28 protein-coding genes and 1 riboswitch are annotated in these 23,346 nt (G+C 72.1%); of the genes, 15 read left to right on the top strand and 13 right to left on the bottom strand.

All coding sequences use genetic code 11. The features are described from left to right. The coding region (locus E1193_RS17060) for an ABC transporter permease (protein WP_207922740.1) at positions 1–1,004 on the top strand (1,004 nt) is incomplete at its 5' end. A gap of 42 nt (positions 1,005–1,046) precedes the next feature. Next, on the top strand, positions 1,047–2,285 hold the full coding sequence (locus tag E1193_RS17065; protein WP_132184182.1) for an alpha/beta hydrolase: 1,239 nt from the start codon (positions 1,047–1,049) through the stop codon (positions 2,283–2,285). A 229-nt stretch (positions 2,286–2,514) separates the two neighbouring features. Here the strand turns inward: E1193_RS17065 and E1193_RS17070 are convergent, their stop codons facing one another. Further along, positions 2,515–3,363 (bottom strand): SDR family oxidoreductase, encoded by an 849-nt coding sequence (locus tag E1193_RS17070; RefSeq protein WP_132184183.1) that lies wholly within the window; start codon positions 3,361–3,363, stop codon positions 2,515–2,517. A gap of 120 nt (positions 3,364–3,483) precedes the next feature. Here E1193_RS17070 and E1193_RS17075 point away from each other — a divergent pair, with 120 nt between their 5' ends. The 5 genes from E1193_RS17075 to E1193_RS17090 all read left to right on the top strand — a co-directional run bounded on the left by E1193_RS17075 (position 3,484) and on the right by E1193_RS17090 (position 6,717). Further along, the gene (locus E1193_RS17075) at positions 3,484–3,840 is read left to right on the top strand and encodes a helix-turn-helix domain-containing protein (RefSeq protein ID WP_165945762.1); all 357 of its coding nucleotides are present in this window, start codon (positions 3,484–3,486) and stop codon (positions 3,838–3,840) included. A gap of 75 nt (positions 3,841–3,915) precedes the next feature. After that, positions 3,916–4,027: riboswitch (SAM riboswitch) on the top strand. A 33-nt stretch (positions 4,028–4,060) separates the two neighbouring features. After that, positions 4,061–4,189 carry a hypothetical protein gene (locus tag E1193_RS33805; protein ID WP_279433356.1) on the top strand — a complete coding sequence of 43 codons (129 nt, stop codon included), beginning with the start codon at positions 4,061–4,063 and terminating at the stop codon, positions 4,187–4,189. A gap of 97 nt (positions 4,190–4,286) precedes the next feature. Then, positions 4,287–5,144 (top strand): ABC transporter substrate-binding protein, encoded by an 858-nt coding sequence (locus tag E1193_RS17080; protein WP_132184184.1) that lies wholly within the window; start codon positions 4,287–4,289, stop codon positions 5,142–5,144. Positions 5,145–5,185: 41 nt separating this feature from the next. After that, on the top strand, positions 5,186–5,989 hold the full coding sequence (locus E1193_RS17085) for an amino acid ABC transporter permease (RefSeq protein WP_132184185.1): 804 nt from the start codon (positions 5,186–5,188) through the stop codon (positions 5,987–5,989). Further along, positions 5,986–6,717: an amino acid ABC transporter ATP-binding protein gene (locus tag E1193_RS17090; protein WP_132184186.1), complete on the top strand. Its 732-nt coding sequence runs from the start codon at positions 5,986–5,988 to the stop codon at positions 6,715–6,717. Before E1193_RS17085 ends, E1193_RS17090 begins: the two co-directional genes overlap by 4 nt. A 151-nt stretch (positions 6,718–6,868) precedes the next feature. On the opposite strand, the gene tatC is transcribed toward E1193_RS17090, so the two are convergent. The 7 genes from tatC to E1193_RS17125 all read right to left on the bottom strand — a co-directional run bounded on the left by tatC (position 6,869) and on the right by E1193_RS17125 (position 12,776). Continuing rightward, positions 6,869–7,822 carry a twin-arginine translocase subunit TatC gene (gene tatC, locus E1193_RS17095; protein WP_132184187.1) on the bottom strand — a complete coding sequence of 318 codons (954 nt, stop codon included), beginning with the start codon at positions 7,820–7,822 and terminating at the stop codon, positions 6,869–6,871. 19 nt (positions 7,823–7,841) lie between these two features. Continuing rightward, positions 7,842–8,207, bottom strand: coding sequence for a Sec-independent protein translocase subunit TatA (gene tatA, locus E1193_RS17100; protein ID WP_132184188.1), 366 nt, complete (start codon positions 8,205–8,207; stop codon positions 7,842–7,844). Between the two features lie 213 nt (positions 8,208–8,420). Continuing rightward, positions 8,421–8,669 (bottom strand): hypothetical protein, encoded by a 249-nt coding sequence (locus tag E1193_RS17105; RefSeq protein ID WP_132184189.1) that lies wholly within the window; start codon positions 8,667–8,669, stop codon positions 8,421–8,423. Positions 8,670–8,679: 10 nt separating this feature from the next. Next, positions 8,680–9,699, bottom strand: coding sequence for a YafY family protein (locus E1193_RS17110; RefSeq protein ID WP_132184190.1), 1,020 nt, complete (start codon positions 9,697–9,699; stop codon positions 8,680–8,682). Beyond that, positions 9,696–10,694: a WYL domain-containing protein gene (locus tag E1193_RS17115; RefSeq protein ID WP_132184191.1), complete on the bottom strand. Its 999-nt coding sequence runs from the start codon at positions 10,692–10,694 to the stop codon at positions 9,696–9,698. The genes E1193_RS17110 and E1193_RS17115 overlap by 4 nt, the downstream gene beginning before the upstream one ends. Positions 10,695–10,808: 114 nt before the next feature. Then, a complete protein-coding gene (locus E1193_RS17120) occupies positions 10,809–11,990 on the bottom strand; it encodes a cytochrome P450 (RefSeq protein ID WP_132184192.1) in 1,182 nt (393 codons plus the stop codon). Between the two features lie 33 nt (positions 11,991–12,023). Beyond that, positions 12,024–12,776 carry a MerR family transcriptional regulator gene (locus E1193_RS17125; protein ID WP_132184193.1) on the bottom strand — a complete coding sequence of 251 codons (753 nt, stop codon included), beginning with the start codon at positions 12,774–12,776 and terminating at the stop codon, positions 12,024–12,026. A gap of 82 nt (positions 12,777–12,858) precedes the next feature. Between E1193_RS17125 and E1193_RS17130 the strand changes: the two genes are divergently transcribed. The 3 genes from E1193_RS17130 (at position 12,859) to E1193_RS17140 (ending at position 15,097) form a co-directional block, all read left to right on the top strand. Beyond that, the gene (locus E1193_RS17130; protein ID WP_243707744.1) at positions 12,859–13,320 is read left to right on the top strand and encodes a hypothetical protein; all 462 of its coding nucleotides are present in this window, start codon (positions 12,859–12,861) and stop codon (positions 13,318–13,320) included. Between the two features lie 64 nt (positions 13,321–13,384). Continuing rightward, positions 13,385–13,936, top strand: coding sequence for a hypothetical protein (locus E1193_RS17135; RefSeq protein ID WP_132184194.1), 552 nt, complete (start codon positions 13,385–13,387; stop codon positions 13,934–13,936). A 57-nt stretch (positions 13,937–13,993) separates the two neighbouring features. Beyond that, on the top strand, positions 13,994–15,097 hold the full coding sequence (locus tag E1193_RS17140; protein WP_132184195.1) for a DUF3866 family protein: 1,104 nt from the start codon (positions 13,994–13,996) through the stop codon (positions 15,095–15,097). Here E1193_RS17140 and E1193_RS17145 read toward each other — a convergent pair. From E1193_RS17145 to rfbA, 5 genes are all read right to left on the bottom strand, one after another. Beyond that, positions 15,082–15,630 carry a carboxymuconolactone decarboxylase family protein gene (locus tag E1193_RS17145; RefSeq protein WP_132184196.1) on the bottom strand — a complete coding sequence of 183 codons (549 nt, stop codon included), beginning with the start codon at positions 15,628–15,630 and terminating at the stop codon, positions 15,082–15,084. The genes E1193_RS17140 and E1193_RS17145 overlap by 16 nt on opposite strands. Positions 15,631–15,804: 174 nt before the next feature. Beyond that, the gene (locus E1193_RS17150; protein WP_132184197.1) at positions 15,805–16,002 is read right to left on the bottom strand and encodes a hypothetical protein; all 198 of its coding nucleotides are present in this window, start codon (positions 16,000–16,002) and stop codon (positions 15,805–15,807) included. 63 nt (positions 16,003–16,065) lie between these two features. Further along, positions 16,066–17,424, bottom strand: a complete 1,359-nt coding sequence (gene pafA, locus E1193_RS17155; RefSeq protein WP_132184198.1) for a Pup--protein ligase — start codon at positions 17,422–17,424, stop codon at positions 16,066–16,068. Positions 17,425–17,492: 68 nt separating this feature from the next. Next, positions 17,493–18,116 carry a dTDP-4-dehydrorhamnose 3,5-epimerase gene (gene rfbC, locus E1193_RS17160; RefSeq protein ID WP_132184199.1) on the bottom strand — a complete coding sequence of 208 codons (624 nt, stop codon included), beginning with the start codon at positions 18,114–18,116 and terminating at the stop codon, positions 17,493–17,495. A gap of 55 nt (positions 18,117–18,171) precedes the next feature. Further along, the gene (rfbA, locus tag E1193_RS17165) at positions 18,172–19,056 is read right to left on the bottom strand and encodes a glucose-1-phosphate thymidylyltransferase RfbA (protein ID WP_132184200.1); all 885 of its coding nucleotides are present in this window, start codon (positions 19,054–19,056) and stop codon (positions 18,172–18,174) included. A gap of 87 nt (positions 19,057–19,143) precedes the next feature. Here rfbA and rfbB point away from each other — a divergent pair, with 87 nt between their 5' ends. The 5 genes from rfbB to E1193_RS17190 all read left to right on the top strand — a co-directional run. Then, complete coding sequence (gene rfbB, locus E1193_RS17170; RefSeq protein WP_132184201.1) at positions 19,144–20,145, top strand: dTDP-glucose 4,6-dehydratase; 1,002 nt, start codon at positions 19,144–19,146, stop codon at positions 20,143–20,145. Then, the gene (gene rfbD / locus E1193_RS17175) at positions 20,142–21,029 is read left to right on the top strand and encodes a dTDP-4-dehydrorhamnose reductase (RefSeq protein WP_132184202.1); all 888 of its coding nucleotides are present in this window, start codon (positions 20,142–20,144) and stop codon (positions 21,027–21,029) included. The genes rfbB and rfbD overlap by 4 nt, the downstream gene beginning before the upstream one ends. After that, on the top strand, positions 21,026–21,412 hold the full coding sequence (locus tag E1193_RS17180) for a DUF2304 domain-containing protein (RefSeq protein ID WP_132184203.1): 387 nt from the start codon (positions 21,026–21,028) through the stop codon (positions 21,410–21,412). The genes rfbD and E1193_RS17180 overlap by 4 nt, the downstream gene beginning before the upstream one ends. Continuing rightward, a complete protein-coding gene (locus E1193_RS17185; RefSeq protein ID WP_132184204.1) occupies positions 21,405–22,106 on the top strand; it encodes a glycosyltransferase family 2 protein in 702 nt (233 codons plus the stop codon). Before E1193_RS17180 ends, E1193_RS17185 begins: the two co-directional genes overlap by 8 nt. Then, a partial coding sequence (locus E1193_RS17190; RefSeq protein ID WP_243707745.1) for a polysaccharide biosynthesis protein occupies positions 22,106–23,346 on the top strand: 1,241 nt, incomplete at its 3' end. The genes E1193_RS17185 and E1193_RS17190, both read left to right, overlap by 1 nt.

Below are 23,346 nucleotides of genomic sequence, written 5' to 3' on the forward strand. Positions count from 1 at the left end.
CCGCCGCCGACGTGGTCATCGACACCTTCGCCCCGTCGCGCGGGCCCAAGCCGACCCCCGACGCGCCGAGGCCGCTCACCGCGGAGCAGACCGCCACCATCACCGCGGCGATCAAGGCCCAACCCGGCACGGCCCGGTTCTACGGCGTCGCCACCACGGAGGTGGCCGTTGCCGGGATGGCGGGTGCCGCACGCCTGTACGCCTTCGATGGCGACGCCTCCTGGGGCGGTTATGAAATGGTCTCCGGCCGATGGTTCACCCGTCCCGGCGAGGCAGCGGTGCCGGGCACGTTCCTGGCCGCGACCGGCGCCCGGATCGGCGATACCGTCACGCTGACCGATCACGGCGAGGCGGTAGCGGTCCGGATCGTCGGCGAGGTCTTCCACCCCACCAACAACCTGCTGGTGTTCACCGACGCCGCGACATTCGCTGCGACGAAGCCGACGCTGGTCGCCGCGAGCTATCACATCGGGCTCACCGACGGCACCGACGTGACCGGCTACGTCACTGGTTTGAACAGCGTGCTGGCGTCGTCCGGTTTCACCGCGCAGCACGGGCAGTCCGGGGACAGCAGCGACACGATCGTGCTGCTCAACGCGCTGGCTGCCCTGCTCACGCTGATGCTGGTAGCCGTCGCCGGGATGGGCGTGCTGAACATGGTCGTGCTCGACACCCGCGAACGCGTCCGCGACCTCGGCATCCACAAAGCACTGGGCATGACGCCTTGGCAGACCACCACGATGGTCATCGCCTCGGTCATCGTCACCGGCCTGACCGGCGGCGCGATCGGCACCTCCGCAGGCGTGGCCCTGCACCGGGTGGTCGTGCCCGCGATGGGACACAACGCCGGCATCACCCTGCCCGTCACCGTCACCGACGTCTACCAGCCGGCAGGCCTGGCGCTCCTCGGCCTGGGCGGCCTGCTGATCGCCATCCTGGGCGCACTCCTACCCGCCGGCTGGGCCGCCCGAACCCGCACCGCCGTCGCCCTGCGCACCGAATAGGCACGCCGATTCGGTGTTCCGCACCAACGAGAAAGGGAAACCATGAGGACAAAACCTTGGCGCCGACGGCTGCTGCTCACCGCGACCGCGCTGACCGTGATCGCAACCGTGGCGGCGTTGACCTCCGTGGCGTTCGCGAACCCTACGAACACGCCGAGCGGCAACGACTCCTCGACGCCGGCCGCACGTGCCTACGCCGGTCCGTCCGCCGCGCTGTACCTGCCAAGACCGACCGGACGCCATCCGGTCGGCGCAACCGCCCTGTACCTGAAGGACACGTCCCGCCCCGACCCCTGGGTCGCCGAGGCCAACGCCCGGGAGCTGATGGTCTCGCTGTGGTATCCGGCGAGATTCGCAGGGAAGCGCCGCGCCCTGTACATGACGGCGACGGAGTCGGAGCTACTCCTGAAGGACGGCGGAATCGCCGGCGTGCCGTACGACGCGTTGAGCAAGGTCCGCACCAACGCCTTCACCGATGTCGTACCGGCCGGACGCCCACGGGCCCTTCCCCTTGTCGTGCTTTCCCCCGGCTTCACCAAGCCCCGCAGCACGCTCACCGCATGGGCCGAGGACCTCGCCAGCCACGGCTACCTCGTGGCCGGCATCGAGCACACCTACGAGAGCGTCGCCACGACCTTCCCCGACGGCCGGGTCACCACCTGCGCGGCGTGCGAACTACCTGACCGGACCGAGGAGTTCTGGAAGGAGGTGGGTCGGGTCCGGGCGGCTGACGTCTCGTTCGTGCTCGACGAGCTGACCGGATCGCGCCCGGCGTGGCAGGGTGCCTCGCTGATCGACCCGTCCAGGATCGCGATGGCGGGTCACTCCGCCGGCGGGGCCAGCGCGCTGGCGGCAATGGCAGCCGACACCCGGCTACGCGCGGGAATCGACATCGACGGGCTCACTCACGACTCGGTCCCGTACACGGAACTGTCCCGGCCGTTCCTGTTCCTGGGCAGGCAGGGAAACTTCAGCCCGGGAATGCCCTCGGCTGTCTCGTGGGAACGCGACTGGGCGCGCCTGACCGGATGGAAGCGCTGGCTCCTGGTGGCCGGCGCCCAACACGCCTCCTTCACCGACGTCGCGCTTCTCGCCGAACAAGTGGGCCTCGACATCGGCGCCGACCTGCCCGCGAACCGCGCCATGGAGATCACCCGCGCCTACGTACGCGCATTCTTCGACCTGCACCTGCGAAACCCGCACCAATCCATACTAAACGGGCCATCGCCTCGCTACCCGGAGGTCACGTTCTGCGCCCCGGAGGCGAGAATCTGCCGGTGACGGTCCCGCCCCGGCGTCACCGTGGACGACGTCCAGGGCGACGCCGGGCCAGCCGGACGGTGTCGAACAGCGGACGGCATCAGCGTGAGCGGTTCCCCGCGCCTGGGATGCGGTTCTGGCGGCGTCCGCTGCCCGTTTTCCGCGTTGTGGGGCACCCCGCGGCCCCGGTGTGAGCGGCTTGTCGTCCTGCCCCGGCGCGAAGGCCGTCGGGGCAGGACGACACCGGGGCTCAGAGCGCGGCGCGGATCGCCTCGGCCAGGGTGGTCGGGCGGCGGCCGATCACCTTCTCCAGGTCGGCCACCGGCACGTGCAGCTCGCCCCGGGCCAGGCCCTGGTCGGCGTCGGCGAGGACGGCCGCGTACGCCTCGGGCAGCCCGGCGGAGACCAGCAGCGCGGTGTACCCGTCGACCGGCAGGTCGGTGTAGCGGATTTCCCGGCCGGACTGCCGAGACAGCTCGGCGGCCAGCTCGGGCAGGGTGAACGCCTCGCCGCCCAGCTCGTACACCTGACCGGCGTGACCGTCGGTGGTGAGCACCTCGGCGGCGGCGTCGGCGTAGTCGGCGCGGGTGGCGGCACTGACCCGCCCGTCGCCGGCGGATCCGGCGACACCGTGCGCCAGGTAGGTGGGCAGTTGGCCGGTGTAGTTCTCCAGGTACCAGCTGTTACGCAGCAGCACGAGCGGCAGTCCGGAGGCGCGCAGTTCCTCCTCGGTGGCCCGGTGCTCGACGGCCAGGGTCATCTGCGCGGTGTCGGCGTGGGCGATGCTGGTGTAGGCGACCAGCCCGACACCGGCCTCGCGGGCGGCGGCGATCACGTTCTGGTGCTGGGCCAGCCGCTGCCCGACCTCGCTGCCGGAGACGAACATCAGCTTCTCGGCGTCGGCGAACGCGGCGCGCAGTGACGCGGGGTCGGTGTAGTCGGCGGCGCGGACGACGACGCCCCGGTCGGCCAGGTCCGTGAGCCGGGCCACGTCCCGGCCGAGCGCGACGATCTGGTCGGCCGGTACGCCCCGACGCAGCAGGGATTCGACGATCAGGCGGCCCAGGTGTCCGGTGGCGCCGGTGACGACGATCGACATGACGTGCTCCTTCGGTGCGGTTTGCACTTGCACCCCTGAGCAACGGGAAGGAATCCGCCTTACTTCCCGTTGGAGAGTAGGCACCTTTGAGTGCGTCGCGAACCAATGGAGAGTGAGCAGATGGAACCCGACCCGTTCAACCGCAACTGCGGAAGCCGGCAGATCCTCGACCGCATCGGCGACCGGTGGAGCGTGCTCGTGGTGCTCACCCTCGCCGACGGCGGCAGCCGCTACAGCGAGCTGGCCGGCCGCATCGACGGCATCAGCCAGAAGATGCTCACCCAGACCCTGCGCGGCCTGGAACGCGACGGCATCGTGACCCGCACGGTGTACGCCAGCGTTCCGCCCCGGGTCGACTACGCCCTCACCGACCTCGGCCGCAACCTGCTCGACCTGGTCGCCGGGCTGGAGGCGTGGGCCACCACGCACCTGGCCGAAGTGGAGTCCGCCCGCGCCCGCTACGACGCCGGTCGCTGAACGGTAAGGGGTGGACGTGAGGGCCGTCATAACGGCTGGACGATCACCCCGGCGGTGCTGCTAGCCTTCTCGGCAGGTCATGAGCGCCAGCGTCAAGCCCCGGCTCGCTGGCCGGCAACCCTCCTCCACGGTGGGGTGCTCCGGGTGAAGACCAGGCACCGGCGTGGCGCCGGTGCAAGCGTGGCCTGGTTCCCAGGTCAGCACCGACCCCAGGAGAACCATGTCTGCTGATCTTCTCGCCCCGCCCCTCGGTGGTGCCCCGCCGGTCGCCGGCGTCGCGCTGGTCAGGCGGCGGCACGTCGACCTGATGCGGGTCTGCAGCGACGGCTGTCGCCGCCCGACCGGCTAGTCGGCCCCCTTTTCCGGTATCCCCCGCGGTGCGCCCTGCCGGCGTGCCGTCCCCGGCGTGCGCCCACGCCCGCCGACGTTCAGCCATGGAGAAACCTGTGCGATTCCTTCCTGCCCTGTCCAAGGTGGCCGCGCTCGGCGCCGCCGCCGTCCTCGCCGCCACCACGCTGACCGCCTGCGGCGGCAACGACGCGGCGGGCGACGCGAGCAACCCCTACCACCTGCTGCAGCCCGGCGTGCTGCGTGCCGGCACGCTCACCGACGCGCCGCCGAACGTCTACCTGAATGACGGCAGGTTCACCGGCTTCGACAACGACCTGCTGGTGGCCGCCGCCGGGAAGGTCGGCCTGAAGGTGGAGTTCGTCGGCACCGACTTCTCCGCCCTGCTGTCGCAGGTCGCCAACCGCAAGTTCGACATCGGCAGCTCCTCCATCACCATCACCGAGGCACGGAAGAAGACCGTGGACTTCGGCAACGGCTACGACTTCGGCTACTTCGGCCTGGACGTGCCCGCCGGCTCCACGATCACCGGTTTCGACCAGCTCGCCGGCACGCGGGTCGTGGTCGTGCAGGGCACCGTGCAGGACGACTACGCCACCGGCAAGGGCCTGAACCCGGTCCGGGTGCCCGACTACAACGGCGCGATCAACCAGCTCAGGGCCGGCACCGCCGACGCCTGGATCGCCCCGGCCGAGATCGGCGAGAAGTCCGCCGCCGACAGCAACGGCAAGATCAAGGTTGCGGCCAAGGAGCTCAGCCCGGCCCCCACCGCGTACGCCTTCGCCAAGGACAACGACAAGCTGCGCGAGGCGCTGAACAAGGGCCTCGACGAGGTCATCGCCGACGGCACCTGGGCCCGGCTCCAGGAGCAGTACTACCCGGGCCGGCCGGTACCGGCCGAGTTCACGCCCGGCAGTGGCACGGTGGCCGCGCCGTCGGCGTCGGCCACCTCCTGACGGTACGCACACCCGAGCGAGCGGGGCGGGAGGAGAATTCGATGGATCCGTTGAGCACCCTGTGGGAGACCTTCTTCGACTGGGACTCCATGCGCGAGGCGCTGCCCGAGATGCTCACCGTCGGGCTGCCCAACACGCTGATCCTGGCGGTCTCCGCCGCCCTGCTCGGCTCGGTGCTGGGCATGCTGCTGGCCGTCGCCGGGATCTCCCGTACCCGGTGGTTGCGCTGGCCGGCCCGGGTCTACACCGACGTGTTCCGTGGCCTGCCGGCCGCGGCGACCATCCTGCTCATCGGCGTCGGCCTGGCACCGCTGGGCATGCAGGTCTGGGGCCCCAACCCCTACCCGCTGGGCATTCTTGCGCTGTCCCTGATCGCCGCCGCCTACATCGGCGAGATCTTCCGCTCCGGCATCCAGAGCGTCGAGGCGGCGCAGCTGGAGGGTGCCCGCGCGCTCGGCTTCTCCTGGGGCGAGGCGATGCGGCTGGTGATCGTCCCGCAGGGCGTACGCCGGGTGCTGCCGGCCTGGGTGAACCAACTGATCGCCCTGATCAAGGACTCCAGCCTGGTCTACTTCCTGGGGCTGCTGGCCAGCCAGCGGGAGCTGTTCCGGATCGGGCAGGACTACGCGGCCAACACCGGCAACCAGTCCGCGCTGCTGCTGGCCGGCCTGTGTTACCTGGTGCTGACCGTCCCGCTGACCCACGCGGTGAACTGGATCGACCGGCGGCTGCGCCAGGGCCGCGCGGTGGCCGTGCGCCCCGACGACGACGGCGGTCTGGCCGTGGCCGGCGAGACCGCCCTGCCGCCGGAGACCGCCGCACCGACCCGGAAGGACCCGCGATGACGGAATCGGTCAGCCTCACCGTGCGCGACGTGCATCTGGCCTTCGGGGCCAACAGGGTGTTGCGCGGCGCCGACCTGGACGTAGCCCGTGGCGGCACCGCCTGTGTCGTCGGCCCCTCCGGCTCCGGCAAATCGACGCTGCTGCGCACCATCAACCGGCTCATCGAGCCGGACACCGGTGACGTGCTGCTGGACGGGCGCAGCGTGCTGCGCGACGACCCGGACGCGCTGCGCCAGCGGGTCGGCATGGTGTTCCAGCAGTTCAACCTCTTCCCGCACATGACCGTGCTGCGCAACATCACCCTGGCGTTGCGAAAGCTGAAGAAGCTGTCCGAGGAGGAGGCCGTCCAGGTCGCCCGTGCCCAGCTGGAACTCGTGGGGTTGGCCGCCAAGGTCGACTCCCGGCCCGCGCACCTGTCCGGCGGACAGCAGCAGCGGGTGGCGATCGCCCGCGCGCTGGCCCTGCAACCACAGGTGATGCTCTTCGACGAGGCCACCTCGGCGCTCGACCCGGAGCTGGTCAAGGGCGTCCTCGGCGTGATGGCCGACCTGTCAGCCGGCGGGATGACCATGGTGGTGGTCACCCACGAGATGGGCTTCGCCCGTTCCGTCGCCGACACCGTCGCCTTCATGGACCACGGCGTGGTCCTCGAAGCCGGCGAACCCGCCGCGATCTTCGAGGCTCCGGAGCATCCCCGGCTGCGCCGCTTCCTCTCCCAGGTGCTCTGACCCCGCCTCCCGTTGCACTGGCCCGGCTGCCCAGAAGAGCGACGGCCGCCGACGTTGAGCCGGTCACGGTCAGGACGACCGCCAGCAACGCACCGCGCCGCCCCCGCCAGCGGCGGGAGCGGCGTCGTCAGAGCCGGCGGCGCGGTGGCCGTCAGGTCATGTCGTCGTACCGGCGGTCGATCGGCGCGGGCTTCGCCACCGGCTCCGGCCCGGCCACCGGCGCCGAAACCTCCAGCTCCGGGGTGGCGGTCACCGGCTCCTCGTCGAGCTGCAACGGGGACACTTCGTCGTCGTCGAGGCCGGCGTAGATCTCCTTGCCCCGGCCGCGCCGCCTGTCGTTGAGGAACGCGATCCCGACCGCGCCGAAGTAGAGCGCGGACAGACACAGCGCCAGGGCGGTCATACCGAACGGGTCCGGGGTCGGGGTGACCACCGCCGCGAAGGCGAAGAACAGGAAGACGGCCACCCGCCACCAGCCCAACAGCTTCCGCGCGCTGGCCAGCCCCACGAAGTTGAGCATCAACACGATCAGCGGGAACTCGAACGCCACCCCGAACAGCAGGATCAGATTCGTGACGAACGAGATGTACCGGGTGATGTCCAGCGTCGTGGTGATGTCGCCGCCGCCGGAGACGTTGAGCAGGAACGCCAAGCCCTTGGCGGTGACGAAGTACGCCAGCACCGCGCCGGCGGCGAACAGCGGCGCCGCCAGACCGGTGAAGAAGTACGCGTACCGCCGCTCGTGCCGGTGCAGACCGGGGGCGATGAACGCCCAGAGCTGGTAGAGCCAGACCGGGGCGGCGATGATCAGACCGACCCAGAGGCCGACCTTCAACTGGAGCAGGAACAGGTCGGCGGGACCGAGCTGGACGAAATTGCAATTCCCGTCGACCAGGCGCGACTTCGGCAGGTCGCAGTACGGCTTCTGCAGCAGGTGCAGCACCGGACCGGAGAGCCAGATACCGAAACCGAAACCGACCACGACGGCCAGCGAGGCACGGAACAGGCGGTTACGCAGCTCACGGATGTGCTCAATGAGCGTCATGGACCCGTCGGCGGCCCGGTCGAACTTGCTCGGGCCGCGCTTGCGGAGCGCGAAGGCCACGGTGCTCGGGCCCCTTCGGTCAGTTGTCGCGGACGCGCTGCACCGGGTCGACCGGCGGGGCGAGCGGCTGCTGCGGGGCCTGCGGCGCGTACGGCTGCTGGGGCTGCGCGTACTGCTGCTGCGGCTGGACATAGGGCTGCTGCGCGTACTGCTGCTGCGCGTACTGCTGCTGCGCGGCCTGCGGCGGCAGCGGCTGGTAGCCGGCCTGCGCGTCGGCCTTCTCGGCCAGGTCGCGGTCGTCGTCGTGCAGGCTCTTGGTCTCCGCCTTGATGATCCGCAACGAGCGGCCCAGCGAGCGGGCCGCGTCGGGGAGCCGCTTCGCGCCGAACAGCAGGATCAGCACGACCACGAGAACGGCGATGTGCCACGGCTTGAGGGCACCCATGGGAAGCTCCAGTCGCTCTGTGTCGAAGGGTGGGTCGGAGCCCATCGTACGTGCGTCGTGGCCCGTTGCCACCCGCCGGGCCACTGATGGCGCGGCCCGCCGGTGAAGTCTTGACCACCCGGAAGTGTCCCGTCAACCATCCGCCGGAGTTCGTCCGGACGCGAAACAAAGCACGAACGCGCAGCTCGCGTGCGGTTCACCGGCCGGGGTCGATCACTTTCCGCGCTTGGCCCTGATCAGTGCCACCCGCTCCTGGGCGAGCTCGGCCCGCTGTTGCAGCGCCTCGGCCCGCGCCTGCAGCGCCTCGGCGGTCTCGCGCAGCGCCTCCGCGTCGGTCTGGCGGCGTTGCAGGGCCAGCGCCGCCCGACGCAGCCCGGGCACCCGCGCCGCGACCGGCCGGACAGCCAGGGCCAGCACGACGAGCGCGAACAGCACCACCGCGAGCACGATCCACTTCACCACGCGGATCAGCCTACCGGGGGGCCGCCTCCACCGCCGGGTCGGCCGACGGCGCCGCGCCGACCGGTGTCGCGTACGCCTCCAGCGCAGCGGCGGCCTGGGCGCGGACCTGGTCGGCCAGCTCGGCCGGGGCGACCACGGCGACCTCCGGCCCCAGCCCGAGCACGAACCGGCGTGCCCAGCCCAGGTCGGTCACCCGCAGCGACACCAACCACCGGTCGCCGTCGGCCTCCACCCGCTCGCAGGGGTAGTACTCGGTGATCCACCGCTCCCCCCGACCGATCCGCAGGGTGATCAGCGGCAGGTCCGGCGAGGGGCGGAAGACGCCGTCGGCGAGGTCGTGCGGGCGGGCCTGCGGCGGGACCGTGGCGGGCTCGTCGAGCTCGGCGACCGCGTCGATCCGGTCGGCCCGGAACAGCCGCACCCCCTCCGCCCGCCGGCACCACGCCTCCACGTACGCCCGGCCGCCGACCACGAGCATCCGCAGCGGGTCGATGGTCCGCTCGGTGGTCTCGTCCCGGGCCGCCGTGTAGTAGGTGATCCGCAAGGCCCGGCCCCGTTCGACGGCGGCGCTGAGCTCGCGTACCCGCTCGGTGTCGCCGGGAAGCCGCACCGCCACCGGCGCACCCACCAGATCCCCGGCCGCGCTCTCGATCTTGGCTAGGGCCCGCTCGACGGCCTCCCGGTTGGTCACCCCCGGCGTCTCGGCGAGCATCCGCAACGCCACCACCAGGGCGAGCGCCTCATCCGGAGTGAGCCGCAGCGGCCGGTCGATGCCGGCGTCGTAGGTGATGGTCACCCGGTCGCCGTCGAAGGCCATGTCGATCAGGTCGCCGGGGCCGTACCCGGGCAGCCCGCAGACCCAGAGCAACTCCAGGTCCTCCCGGAGCTGCCGCTCGGTGACGCCCAGGTCCCGCGCCGCCTCGGCGATCTCGATGCCGGGGCGGGCCAGCAGGTAGGGCACCAGGTTCAGCAGCCGGGCCAGCCGGTCGGCGGAGGTGCGGGGGCCACCCCTGGCGGCCGGGCGGGTCACCGGGGACCCCCGGCCACGGCCAGCTCCTCGTGCCGGGCGGCGATCTCCTTGAGCCGCTGGATGACCACGTCCCGCACCTCCGGCGGATCCAGCACCCGCACGTCCGGGCCGTACCCGACGAGCTGCCCGGCGAGGTAGTCGGCGTCGGCGTACGGCAGGGTCAGCAGGTCGCCGTCGGGGCCCGGCTCGGTCCGCACCGCCCAGCGGCGCAGGCCGGCGGCCCGGCCCGGGGCGGCCAGCACGACGGCCCGGCCGGTCCGCTCCACCGGCCCCGACCAGCGGGCGACATGGCTGATCAGATCCAGGCCGGCGGGCGGTTCGTAGCCGCCCGGCCGCCCGGTCACCCGGACCGGACCCACCACGCGGGAGAGCCGGAAGCAGCGGGTGGCGCCCCGGTCCAGGTCGTGGCCGACGACGTACCAGCGGCCCCGCCAGCAGACCACGCCCCACGGTTGCAGTCGACGCCGGCTCGGCGCGTCCCGGTCCGGCACCCGGTAGTCGAACCCGACCTCGCGCCGGTCCCGGGCAGCGGCGGTCAGCGGCGCGAACGCCGGGTCGACGGTCACCATCGGCTCCAGCCCCAGGGTGGCCTGCGGGTCGACGTCCACCCCGGCGGCGCGCAGCTTCGCCAGGCCGGAGGACGCGGCGGCAGCCAGCCCGGCGTGCTGCCAGAGCCGCGCGGCGATCCCCACCGCGGCGGCCTCGTCCGGCTCGAGGGGAATGTCCGGCAGGGCGTACTCGCGGTGCGCGATCCGGTAGCCGGGCTCGGCGTCGAAGACGCTGGCCGTCCCGGTCTCCAGCGGCACGCCCAGCTCGCGCAGCTCGGCCTTGTCCCGTTCGAACTTGCGCTGGAACGCCTCGTGTTCCTTCGGGTCGTCCGGATCGTGCTCGTAACCGGGCACGGTCGCGGCGATCTGGGCGGCGGTCAGGAACCGTCGCGTGGACAGCAGGCAGATCACAAGGTTGACCAGGCGTTCGGTGCGGTTCCGCGACACGGGTGAACGCTAGCAGCCCGCGCGGTACACCCGTGCACCCGCGCGGGCGCGTCGGGCGCCGCCACCGCGCACCGCTGGTCGGAGCGGCCGGGACCGACCTTCGGCCCGCCCCGGTCACCAGGTGACGGGGAGCGCCACCGGTCCGCCGTCCGTCTGCCCGTGTACCCAGACCAGCTGCCCGATCGGCACGTCGAGCCGGAGACCGGGCAGGTGCCGGGCGAGCGCGGTGAAGGCCGCGCCGAGTTCGACCCGGGCCAGGGCCGCGCCGAGGCAGTGGTGCGCTCCTCGGCCGAACGCCAGGTGGAGGCTGTCGGCTCGACGGTCCGGCAGGAACCGGTCCGGGTCGGTGAAGTGCCCGGGATCACGGTTGGCCGCCTCCAGGCGGACCAGGACCAGGTCGCCGGAGGCGATGCGGACACCGGCCAGCTCGACGTCGGCCTGAGCCCAACGCGGAAAGGGCTCCCCCACGATTCCCGCCTGCCGGCGCAGCACCTCCTCGACGACCGGATCGACCGCCTCCGGCGCGCCGGCCAGACCCGCGAGCCGACCCTCGGTGACGAGTTGGATCACGCCGACCGAGATCGCGTTGCGGGCCGTCAGGTAACCCGCGGCGACGAGGCTCGCCGCCATGCCGGTGAGCTCGGCGTCGCTGAGCCGCCCGTCATCGGCGTCACGGACGGTGATCAGCGTGCTCAGCAGATCGTCGCCGGGTCGCTCGCGCGCGGTGACGACCAGTTCGGCGGCGTATCCGATGAGATCGTTCCAGGCCCGGCCCGCCGCGGCGGCGCTCTCCACGTCGGCGGCGAGAAAGTCGGTCGAGCTGACCGCGTCGACCAGCGCCCGGAACCGCTCCCGGTCGGGGAGGGTCACGCCGAGCAGTTCGCCGATCACCAGTGCGGCGAGCGGTGCGGCGAATCCCGCGACGAGATCGGCGGGCGGACCCGCGCCGACGACGGCCCGGACGTGTTCCTCGGCGATTTGCTCGACGCGTGGGCGCAGCGTGGCGATCCGCCGCGCCGTGAACGCCTTCGAGACCAACCGGCGCAGCCGGGTATGGGCCGCACCGTCCTGGAACAGCGTGTCGTTGCCCTCGGAGGGGGTGCCCGGAGGCGTCAGCCCGAAGCGCGGATCGGACAGCACCTTCGCGACAGCGTCATACGACGTGACCAACCAACCCTGTTGGCCGCCCGGGGTCACCACCGCCGATACGGGCTCGGTCTGCCGTAGCTGTGCGTAGAGCGGTGGTGGGTCCAGCGGTCCGGGCCGGTCGAATGGCAGAGTCCGCGTCGTCGACATGGTGGTGCCTTTCCGTCTGAGGGGGAACACGTCTCACGCCCGCTGCCTGAGCAGGGCGAGGAGGAGCCGGAACGTCGCCACCTGCGCGGCTGACAGCTCCTGGGACAGCGCCGCCAGCCAGCCACCGTTGCCGGCGGTGTCCAGGCTCACGACCATGGCCGCGGCCATCTCGGCGGGGAGGTAGGCGGCGAGATCCCCGGCGAGGGGTGCCACCCGGGGATCGTCCGGACCGGCGTCGGCGAGCTCGTCCAGCCGGGCGTAGAGCGCCTGCCCGGCGGCGGACGCCTCCGGCTCGACGAGCGGGCGGAACAGCGCCGCCAGTCCGGCCCGGTCGGCCGGGTCTGCGCCGGCGTCGATGACCGTCAGCAGGTCACGGTCGACCTCGGCGAACGCCGATCGCCCGGCCGGCAGCGCCCGCAACACCGCCGCCATGTCGGGCGAAACGGTCGAGTCGGGACACGGTTCGTCCTCCGCCAGCAACAACGCGAGCCGTGTGCGCCGGGCCCCGATCTCCTCCTGCTGCCGGGCCAGGTCCGCGTCCAGTTCCGTGAGGACGTCACGTAGGTCCCGGGTTTGGTCGTCGGCGGCGACGTCGCGGACCTCGTCCAGGGACAGACCGAGTTCGGTCAGGCGGCGCACCCGGGCGAGCAGCACCGCGTCGCGCAGCCGGTACTCACGGTAGCCATTCGGCGACCGGGGTGGTTCGGGCAGGAGCCCCAGTTGGTGGTAGTAGCGCACGGTACGGGTGGACACCCCGACCAGCGACGCGAAATCGCCTATCCGCATACGGACAGTAGAAACGTTGACGCCGCGACAGGGTCAAGCCGATCCACGCGCCGCGGCCTGACCTGCGGCGCTGGTCGGCCTGGTGATCGCCGGCGTCGGGTTGAACCTGTCCCACGCCACCGGCGACGAACTGTACGACGGCCTCGCCTCCATCCTGATCGGGCTGTTGCTGCTGGTCGTGGCGATCATCCTGGCCAGGAACAACATCTCGTTGCTGGTGGGGCGGGCGGTACCGGAACCGCTGCACCGGGAGATCGAACGGGAACTCGCCGCGCTGCCGACGGTGCACCGGATCGACACCCTGCTGACCATGCAACTCGGCCCGGACGACGTCCTGGTCGCCGCCAAGGTCGACTTCGACGACGAGGCCACCGGCGCCGACATCGAGGCCGCCGCCGACGAGGCCGAGCGCCGGCTCACCGGACGCTACCCGGAGATCGGGTACGTCTTCCTCGACCCGACCCGGTCCATGCCCGGCACGGACGGCCAGCGGGCCCGACGCATTCAGGAGCACCACACGCTCGGCGACCCGCACGCGACCTGACCCGCCCATCGAGCGCGACGTCACCGGTGCGCATGCGCCCCACCGCCCCGGGTAACGCTCCCCCATGGCGAAGTACACCAGGCCGGAACTGCGCGAACAGCTCAAGGAGGAGATCAGGGCCTCCGATCGGGGCGGGCGGCCGGGGCAGTGGTCGGCCCGCAAGTCGCAACTGCTCACCAAGGAGTACCAGCGGCGCGGCGGTGGATACCAGGGCCCGAAGGACGAGCGGCAGCGGTCCCTGCAACGGTGGGGAGCCGAACAGTGGCAGACCAGCAGCGGCGCCACCCGGGCGCGCAGTGCCGGCGAGACACGCCGTTACCTGCCGAAACGGGCGTGGGAACAGCTGTCGGAGCGGCAGCGGCGGGCGACCGACAGCCGAAAGCGACAGGCGTCCAGGGCCGGGCGGCAGTACGTCGCCAACACCGGGCCGGCCAGCCGGGCCCGCCGGGACGCCACCTCGGTCGGGCGGCTGTCCGAGCTGCCGGTCGCCGAGGCGGTCACCCTCGTCCGTGACCTGGACACCCGCCAGCTCAGGGCGGCGCTTCGCCACGAGCGCGGCGGCAAGGGTCGCAAGACGCTCATCCGGCGGCTGGAGTCCGAGTTGCGCCGCCGATAACCGAATCGCCGGGGCCGACGGCGCGGCCCCGACCGGGGTCCCGATAGCGTGCCGGGCATGGTGCGATGGCGGTCCGGGACGGTGGCAGCGGTACGGCGACGGTGGGCCGGCGCGGTGGAACTCGACGTCGACCTGCCCGACGGCGTCACCCTGCGCGCCCTGGCGTACCCGGCCCTGGTCGGTGACCCGCAGCCCGGCGACCGGGTGCTGCTCAACGCCGGCGCGCTGCTGATGGGGCTGGGCACCGGCGGGTACGCCCTGGTGGTGGCGCTGCCCGACCGGCTCCCGCCGGACCCGCCCCAGGCCGCCGACACCCGGGACGCCGGCCACCTGGTGAAGGCCCGGTACACCCCCCTGCAAGCAATCATGATGGGGGTGGACGAGGAGGCGTCCCCGCACCACCACCTGCTGGCCGGCGTCGACAGCCTGGACGGCATGCCCGTGGTCACCGCCGACCTGCACTCCGCGCTGCCGGCGATCCTCGCCGGGATCCACGCCGACGCGCCCGCCGCACGGGTGGCGTACGTGCTGACCGACGGCGGCGCGCTGCCAGCCTGGTTCTCCCGTACCCTCGACGGGCTGCGCGACCGGCTGGTCGGCACGATCAGCGTCGGGCAGGCGTTCGGCGGCGACCTGGAGGCCACCACCGTGCACAGTGGCCTGCTCGCCGCCCGGCACGTGTCGCGCGCCGACGTCGCGATCGTCGCCCAGGGGCCCGGCAACCTCGGCACCGGCACCCGGTGGGGCTTCTCGGGAGTCGGGGTCGGCGAGGCCGTCAACGCGGTCGCCACGCTGGGCGGCCAGCCGGTCGGCTCGCTGCGGATCTCCGACGCCGACCCCCGCCCCCGGCACCGGGGGGTGTCGCACCACAGCCTCACCGCGTACGGCCGGGTCGCCCTCGCCCCGGCGGACCTGGTCGTGCCCGACGGCCTGGCGGCACCGCTGGCCGCCGAGGTGGACGCCGCGCTGGCTTCGCTCGCGGGACGGCACCGGGTCGTGCGGGTGCCCGTCGACGGCCTGGACGCGGCGCTGCGCGCCCTGCCGGTGACGCTGTCCACCATGGGCCGCCGGCTCGACGCCGACCACGCCTACTTCCTGGCGGCTGCCGCCGCCGGCCGGCACGCCGCGCGGCTGACCCGGACCCCCTACCCCGCCCCGTAGCCGTGGCGGACGATGCGTGCCGCGGCCTTCTCGTACGTCTGCGGATCGTCCGGCGCCCAGGTGCCGAGCCCGTCGACGTAGCGGTTGAACATGCAGAAGGCCGCGGCGATCAACACGGTGTCGTGGATCTCCAGGTCGGTGGCGCCCGCCTGACGGGCCGCCTCCACCAACGCGATTGTCACCTGACGGCCGTCCTGCTGCACCGCGGCGGCGATGCGCAGCAGGGCCCGCAGCCGGTCGCCGATCGGGGCGGTGTCGGGGTCGGACCGGACCTGCCCGACCAACTGCCCGCCGGCGGGCAGTTGGGCCGCGGCCAACGCCGAGTGGGAGTCGCAGCAGAACCGGCACTCGTTGAGCCCGGAGACGTACGCCGCGATCAGCTCCCGCTCCCCCGACGTCAGCGTCGGGTGCGGTGCGCGTAGCAGCACCTCGGCCAGGTCGTTGAGCGGCCGGGCCGTCTCCGGCCGGAAGCGCATCGGCCCGGTGATCCCCGGGAAGTTCTTCTCGTCGAGTCCCAGGTCGATGTGCGCCACCTGTCACCTCCGCCGCCGGGCGGGCGCCGGCTGTCCACTCTGGCAGCCTGGCGCCGCAGGTGCTCCGGATCAACTCCCGACGTGCGCACCTCCGTCTCACCCAGGGGCGCCACACCCTTGCGGGTCGACTGGTTCCCCTCGATGCCGTACCACCGACCGGGGAGCACGGCCGACTCAGCCGAGGATGAGAATCAACGCCAACCAGGCCCCGACGATGGCCAGCAACGCGGCCACCAGCACCCAGGTCGGCACCGTGTACTCGCCGCGGCGGTTGCGCTCGATCTCGGCGCGGATCTTCTCCCGGCGGCGCCCGACGAAGTTGAGCTTCTCGGTGCCGCCGCGCTCGCGGTCGGACGGTTCGGAGGTGTTCATCGCCACGCCAGCGTACCGGGGCACCGGCGGTCGGTGACCCGGGTACCGACCGCCGGAGGCGGCTCACATGCTGGCGATCAGCCGCTCGACCCGCTCGTCGTACGCCCGGAACGGATCCTTGCAGAGCACGGTGCGCTGCGCCTGGTCGTTGAGCTTCAGGTGCACCCAGTCGACGGTGAAGTCGCGCCGCTTCTCCTGGGCGTGCCGGATGAACTCGCCACGCAACCGGGCCCGGGTGGTCTGCGGCGGGGTCTCCTTCGCCTCGAAGATCTCCGGGTCGGTGGCGATCCGGTCGACCTGCCCGCGCCGCTCCAGCAGCCCGTACAGGCCCCGGCCACGGCGCAGATCGTGGTAGGCCAGGTCCATCTGCGCGACCCGGGGGTGCGACAACGGCAGGTCGTGCTTGCGCTGGTAACGCTCGATCAACCGCAGCTTGCTCACCCAGTCGATCTCCCGAGCCACCGGGTCCAGGTTGCCGGTCTCCACGGCCCGCAGCACCCGGCCCCACAACTCAACCACCCGCTTGGCCGTCTGGTCGCCACCCCGGCGCTCCACGAACTCGGTCGCCTTGGCGAGGTATTCCTGCTGGATCTCCAGCGCGCTGACCTCCTTACCGGAAGCCAGCCGGACCTTGCGCCGGCCGGTGATGTCGTGCGACACCTCCCGAATGGCTCGGATCGGGTTCTCCAGGGTCAGGTCGCGCATCACCACGCCCGCCTCGATCATCCGCAGCACGATGTCGGCGCTGCCCACCTTCAACAGCGTGGTGACCTCGTTCATGTTGGAGTCCCCGACGATCACGTGCAGCCGGCGGTACCGCTCGGCGTCGGCGTGCGGCTCGTCGCGGGTGTTGATGATCGGGCGGCTACGGGTGGTCGCCGAGGAGACCCCCTCCCAGATGTGCTCCGCCCGCTGGGACAGGCAGTAGACCGCCCCCCGAGGTGTCTGCAGCACCTTGCCCGCACCGCAGATCAACTGCCGGGTGACCAGGAACGGGATGAGCACGTCGGCGAGCCGGCCGAACTCCCCGTGCCGGGAGACCAGATAGTTCTCGTGGCAGCCGTACGAGTTGCCGGCCGAGTCGGTGTTGTTCTTGAACAGGTAGATCTCCCCGGCGATGCCCTCGTCGTGCAGTCGTTTCTCGGCGTCGATGAGCAGACCCTCCAGGATCCGCTCACCGGCCCGGTCGTGGGCGACCAGATCGGTGACCGAGTCGCACTCCGGAGTGGCGTACTCCGGGTGCGACCCGACGTCCAGGTAGAGCCGGGCACCGTTGCGCAGGAACACGTTGCTCGACCGGCCCCACGACACGACGCGGCGGAAGAGGTACCGGGCGACCTCGTCAGGGGACAGCCGACGCTGCCCGCGGTAGGTACAGGTGACGCCGTACTCGGTCTCGAGGCCGAAGATTCGCCGCTCCATGGTGTGACACTAGCCGCCCGAAGGCCCCGTTCGTCACTGTCACAGCGCGACTCGTGCCTCTCGGTCGATCAAATCCCGTCCGAGTACGGCAAACCGTCAGGCCGCAGGCTCGCGGTGAACGCCCGGCAGGTGTCGTACTCCGGCAGCAGCCCCGACTCGCGGGCCTGCGCCAGGGTCGGCGCGGCGGCATCCCGGGCCGACAGCCTCGGCACGTCGGCCGGCCACTCGACGGCCAGGTCGGCGTCGAGCGGATGCACCGCGTGCTCCCCCGCCGGGTTGTAGGTGGTGGAGCAGAGATAGCTCAGGGTCGCGTCGTCGGTCAGGGCGCAGAAGCCGTGCCCCAGCCCCTCGCTGAGGTAGACCGCGCGCCGGTCGACGTCGTCCAGCCGAACGCCCTCCCACCTGCCGAAGGTCGGCGAGCCGACCCGCAGGTCCACGATCACGTCCAGCACCGCACCCCGGACGCAGGTGACGTACTTGGCCTGGCCGGGCGGCACGTCGGCGAAGTGGATACCGCGCACCACACCCCGGGCGGAGACCGACAGGTTGCCCTGTGCCAGGCGCAGCGGGTGGCCGACCGCCTCGGCCAGCCGGTCGAAGCGGTACCACTCCATGAACAACCCTCGGGGGTCGCCGTGCTGCTGGGGGATGATCTCCCAGGCGCCCTCGATGCCCAACTCGCGCATCTTCACTTCGCCACCTCCGTTCGCCACCGCGCGGCTGGCAGAGCCGGCCCGCTCCTCGCGCTCATCGTCCCGCCGCCTCGTTCTTCTCCGCCAGCAGGCCGAGCAGGTAGTCGCCGTAGCCGCTCTTGACCAGCGGCTCGGCCAGCGCGCGCAGCTGGGCGTCGTCGATCAGGCCGGCCCGCCAGGCCACCTCCTCGACGCAGCCAATCTTCATACCCTGCCGTTCCTCGATCACCCGGACGAACTCGCCGGCCTGCATCATCGAGGCGAAGGTACCGGTGTCCAGCCAGGCGGTGCCCCGGTCCAGCACGGTCACCGACAACTCACCGGCCTCCCGGTACGCCTCGTTCACGGCGGTGATCTCCAGCTCGCCCCGGGCGCTGGGCTTCAGGCCCCGGGCGATCTCGACCACCCGGTTGTCGTAGAAGTAGAGCCCCGGAACCGCGTAGCGGGACCTCGGCCGCGCCGGCTTCTCCTCGATCGACAGCACCCTGCCCTCGGCGTCGAAGTCGACCACGCCGTACGCCTCGGGGTTCGCCACCGGGTACGCGAAGACCCGGCCACCCTTCGGGTCGCCGTCGGCGGCGAGCTGCCGACCCAGACCGGCGCCGTGGAAGATGTTGTCACCCAGGATCAGCGCCACCGACTCGTCGCCGACGAAGTCGGCACCCAGCACGAAGGCCTGCGCGATGCCCTCCGGGCGGGCCTGGGTGACGTACTCCAGCCGCAGGCCCCACTGGCTGCCGTCGCCGAGCAGCCGCTGGAACTGGGCCTGGTCCTCCGGAGTGGTGATCACCAGGATCTCGCGCACCCCGGACATCACCAGGGTGGACAGCGGGTAGTAGACCATCGGCTTGTCGAAGATCGGCATCAGCTGCTTGGAGACCGCCCGGGTGATCGGCCAGAGCCGCGAACCGGTGCCACCAGCGAGAAGGATTCCGCGCACCCGGGGAGACTACCTGCACCGGCGTGAATCGGACACCGGGGTTGGCGTCCCCGCTGTCGCCGCGAGTTCGCGTACACTTCCGGACCCGTGAGGATTCTCGTCACCGGCGGAGCCGGATTCATCGGGTCGGAGTACGTACGGATGCTGCTGGGCGTGCCCGGCGGCGACGTCGCTGGCGTGCCCGCTGTCGAACCCACCGCCGTGACGGTGCTGGACAAGCTCACCTACTCCGGCAACCTCGCCAACCTCGCGCCGGTGCGCGACGACGTCCGGCTGCGCTTCGTGCAGGGCGACATCTGCGACGCGGCCACCGTCGACGAGGTCGTCGCCGGTCACGACGTGATCGTGCACTTCGCCGCCGAGTCGCACGTCGACCGCTCGATCGCCGGCGCCGCCCCGTTCGTCACCACCAACGTGCTGGGCACCCAGACCCTGCTCGACGCCGCGCTGCGGCACGGCACCGGCCGGTTCGTGCACGTCTCCACCGACGAGGTGTACGGCTCGATCGACGAGGGATCGTGGACGGAGACCTGGCCGCTGTCGCCGAACTCCCCGTACTCGGCCTCCAAGGCCGGCTCGGACCTGCTCGCCCTGGCCTACCACCGCACCCACGGCATGGACGTGGTGGTCACCCGCTGCTCCAACAACTACGGGCCGTACCAGTTCCCTGAGAAGGTCATCCCGCTGTTCGTGACCAACCTTCTCGACGGCGGCACCGTCCCGCTCTACGGCGACGGCGGCAACGTTCGCGACTGGCTGCACGTGCACGACCACTGCCGGGGCATCGCCATGGTGCAGCAGAAGGGCCGCGCCGGCGAGGTCTACAACATCGGCGGCGGCACCGAGCTGACCAACAAGGAACTCACCGCCCGGCTGCTGGACGCGTGCGGCGCCGGTTGGGACCGGGTGGTGCCGGTGGCCGACCGCAAGGGCCACGACCGCCGCTACTCGTTGGACATCAGCAAGATCAGCGCCGAGCTGGGGTACGTCCCCAGTATCGACCTGGACCGGGGCCTGGCCGAGACGGTGCGCTGGTACCGCGACAACCGGGCCTGGTGGGAGCCGCTGAAGGCGGCCAAGGCCGGATGACACGCGCCCTCGTCACCGGCGGTGGGGGCATGCTCGGTCAGGATCTGCTGGCCGTGCTGGCCACCCGGCCCGACCTGACGGTGACCGCCGCCACCCGCGCCGAACTGGACATCACCGACCCGACGGCCGTCCGGGCCGCCGTCACCGGTCACGACGTGGTGTTCAACACCGCCGCCTGGACCGACGTCGACGGCGCGGAGCAGGCCGAGGCCGCCGCCACCGTCGTGAACGGCGACGCCGTGGCGCACCTCGCCCGCGCCTGCGCCGACACCGGAGCCCGACTGGTCCACGTCTCCACCGACTACGTCTTCCCCGGCGACGCGGACGCCCCGTACGCCGAGGACGCCCCCACCGACCCGATCAACGCGTACGGGCGCAGCAAACTGGCCGGGGAGCGGGCCGTGGTCCGATTTCTCCCCGAAACCGGTTACCTGGTGCGTACCGCCTGGCTCTACGGCGCGCACGGACCGAACTTCGTGGCCACCATGCTGCGCCTGGCCGGCCAGCGGGAGCACCTCGACGTGGTCGACGACCAGCAGGGCCAGCCCACCTGGTCGTACACGCTGGCCGCCCGGCTGGTCGCGCTCAGCGACGCGGCGCTGGCCGGCCGGGCTCCCGCCGGGATCTATCACGGCACCTGCTCCGGCCGTACCACCTGGTACGGACTGGCTCGCGCCGCGTTCGCCCTCGCCGGGCTTGACCCGGCGCGGATCCGCCCCTCGACCAGCGACCGGTTCCCGCGTCCGGCCGCCCGACCGGCGTACAGTGTGCTAGGGCACGACCGCTGGGCGGCGGCAGGTCTACCGCCGCTGCCGGACTGGCACGACACGCTGTCCGACGCCTTCGCATCCCCCAATCCACCCGCCCCGTGGAAGGCCGCATGAAGCTCACCCTGGTCACCGGTTTGACCGGTCTGATCCTGCTGGTCACCATCGTCGAGCTGCTGCGCCGCCGGCAGCTGCGCGAGAAGTACGGCATGCTCTGGCTCGCCGTCCTGCTGATCGTCATCCCGCTGTCGTTGTTCCCCCGCCTGCTGGACAACGTGGCCGGTTTCTTCGGCGTCGTCTCCGGCGTCAGCCTCGTCCTCTTCCTCGGCATCATCTTCCTGCTGCTGGTGTGCGTGCACCTGAGCTGGGAGGTCAGCGCCCTGGAAGAGGAGACCCGCACCCTGGCCGAAGACTTCGCCCTGCTCCGCGCCGAGGTCGAGGCGGAGCGGGCGGCCCGGACCCAATCCGCCCGAGACGAACTGGTGTCGCACGATGGTTAACGGCAAGCGCGTACTGATCATCATTCCCGCGCTCAACGAGGCCGGGTCGATCGCCGACGTCGTCGGCGAGGTCCGCGGCGAACTGCCCGGGGTCGACGTGCTCGTCGTCGACGACGGTTCCACCGACCGCACCGCCGCCGTGGCCACCGCCGCCGGCGCCCGGGTGGCGAAGCTGCCGTACAACCTCGGCGTCGGCGGGGCCATGCGGCTCGGCTACCGGTACGCCCGGGACAACGGCTACGACGTCGCCATCCAGATCGACGCCGACGGCCAGCACGACCCGCGCTACGTGCCGAAGCTGGTCGACCTGCTCGACGACACCGACCTGGTCATCGGCGCCCGGTTCGCCGGTGAGGGCGACTACAACGTCCGCGGCCCCCGTAGGTGGGCGATGGTCATGCTGTCGCTGGTGCTGTCCCGGGTCGCGAAGACCAAGCTCACCGACACCACCTCCGGCTTCCGGGCCGCCAACCGGCGGGTCATCGAGATGTTCGCCGGCTGGTACCCGGCCGAGTACCTCGGCGACACCGTCGAGACCCTGGTGCACACCGCCCGGCGCGGCTACAAGATCCGCCAGGTGCCGGTGGCCATGCGCAAGCGGATGGCCGGCACTCCCAGCCACTCCCCCGCCAAGGCGATGATCTACCTGGGTCGCGCCTTCGCCGTCCTGACGCTCGCGCTCATCCGCCGGTGATGCGGCGCCTGCTCGGCCTCGTCCCGCCCGGCACCCTCGCGGTGGGTGCCGGGCTGGCGCTGCTCGGTCTGGCCTCCTACGTCCACCTCGCGGTGGCCGGGCACAGCCTCACCACGGCCAACTACTCGTCGCTGTCGGTGCTCTGGGCGATCGTCTTCACCCTCGGCATCGGCGTGTTCCTGCCGGTCGAGCAGGAGGTCGCCCGGGTCGTGGCCGCCCGCCGCACCCGGGGGCTGCCGCCGGGCCCGGTGCTGGCCCGCGGCGCCGCCCTCGCCGCCGGCGTGCTCGCGCTCCTGGTGGTGGTCGTCCTCGCCGCCCACGGCCCGCTGACCGACCGGTTCTTCGAGGGTGACGGCGCGATGGTGTGGGTGCTCGTCGGGTCGCTCGCCGCCATGGCGGTCGCCTACACCACCCGCGGCGTCCTCTCCGGCCTGCAGCTCTTCCCCTGGTACGGCGGCCAGCTCGGGGTGGACGGCGGGTTGCGCATCGGCATGGTCGCCGTGCTGGGCCTCACCGGCGTCACCTCCCCGCTCTGGTACGGCCTGGTGCTGGTGATCGCCCCGCTGGCCGGCGTCCTGCTCACCCTCCCGCCGGTGCTACGCGCCGTCGGGAGCGGCCCGCCCGTCGCCTGGCCCGCGCTGCTGCGCGGCCTCGGCCTGCTCACCGCCTCCAGCCTGCTCGCCCAGGTCGTGGTCAACGTCGGCGTGATCAACGTAAAGCTGCTCGACCCCGAGGACGTCACCACCGCCGGCGCCCTGCTCTCCGCCCTGGTGCTGGTCCGGATCCCGTTGTTCGTCTTCGCCTCCCTGCAGGCGTCACTGTTGCCCGGCCTGGCCACCTCGGCCAGCACCGGCGACCTCACCGCCTTCCACCACCTGCTGCGCCGGGCGCTCGGCATCGTCACCGCGCTCGGCGTGCTCGGCGCGGTCGGCGCCGTCGCCCTCGGCCCCTGGCTGGTCGGCGCGCTCTTCGACGCCGCCGGTGTGCTCGGGCACGGTGACTTCGCCTGGCTGGCCGCCGCCACCCTCGCCTACCTGTGGGCGATGGTGCTCGGTCAGGCGCTGCTCGCCCTCGACCGGCACCGCGCCCAGGCCGTCGCCTGGACGGTCGGGGTGGCCGCGCTGGTCGCGGTGACACTCGCCCCGGTGACCGTGGTGCTGCGCGTCGAGCTGGCCTACACCGTCGGTTCCGTGGTGACCGCCGCCACCATGGCGGTGCTGCTGCGCGCCCGACCCCGTCC

The sequence above is a fragment of the Micromonospora sp. KC606 genome, from assembly GCF_004348675.1.
In the GTDB taxonomy this organism is placed as follows: Bacteria; Actinomycetota; Actinomycetes; order Mycobacteriales; family Micromonosporaceae; genus Micromonospora.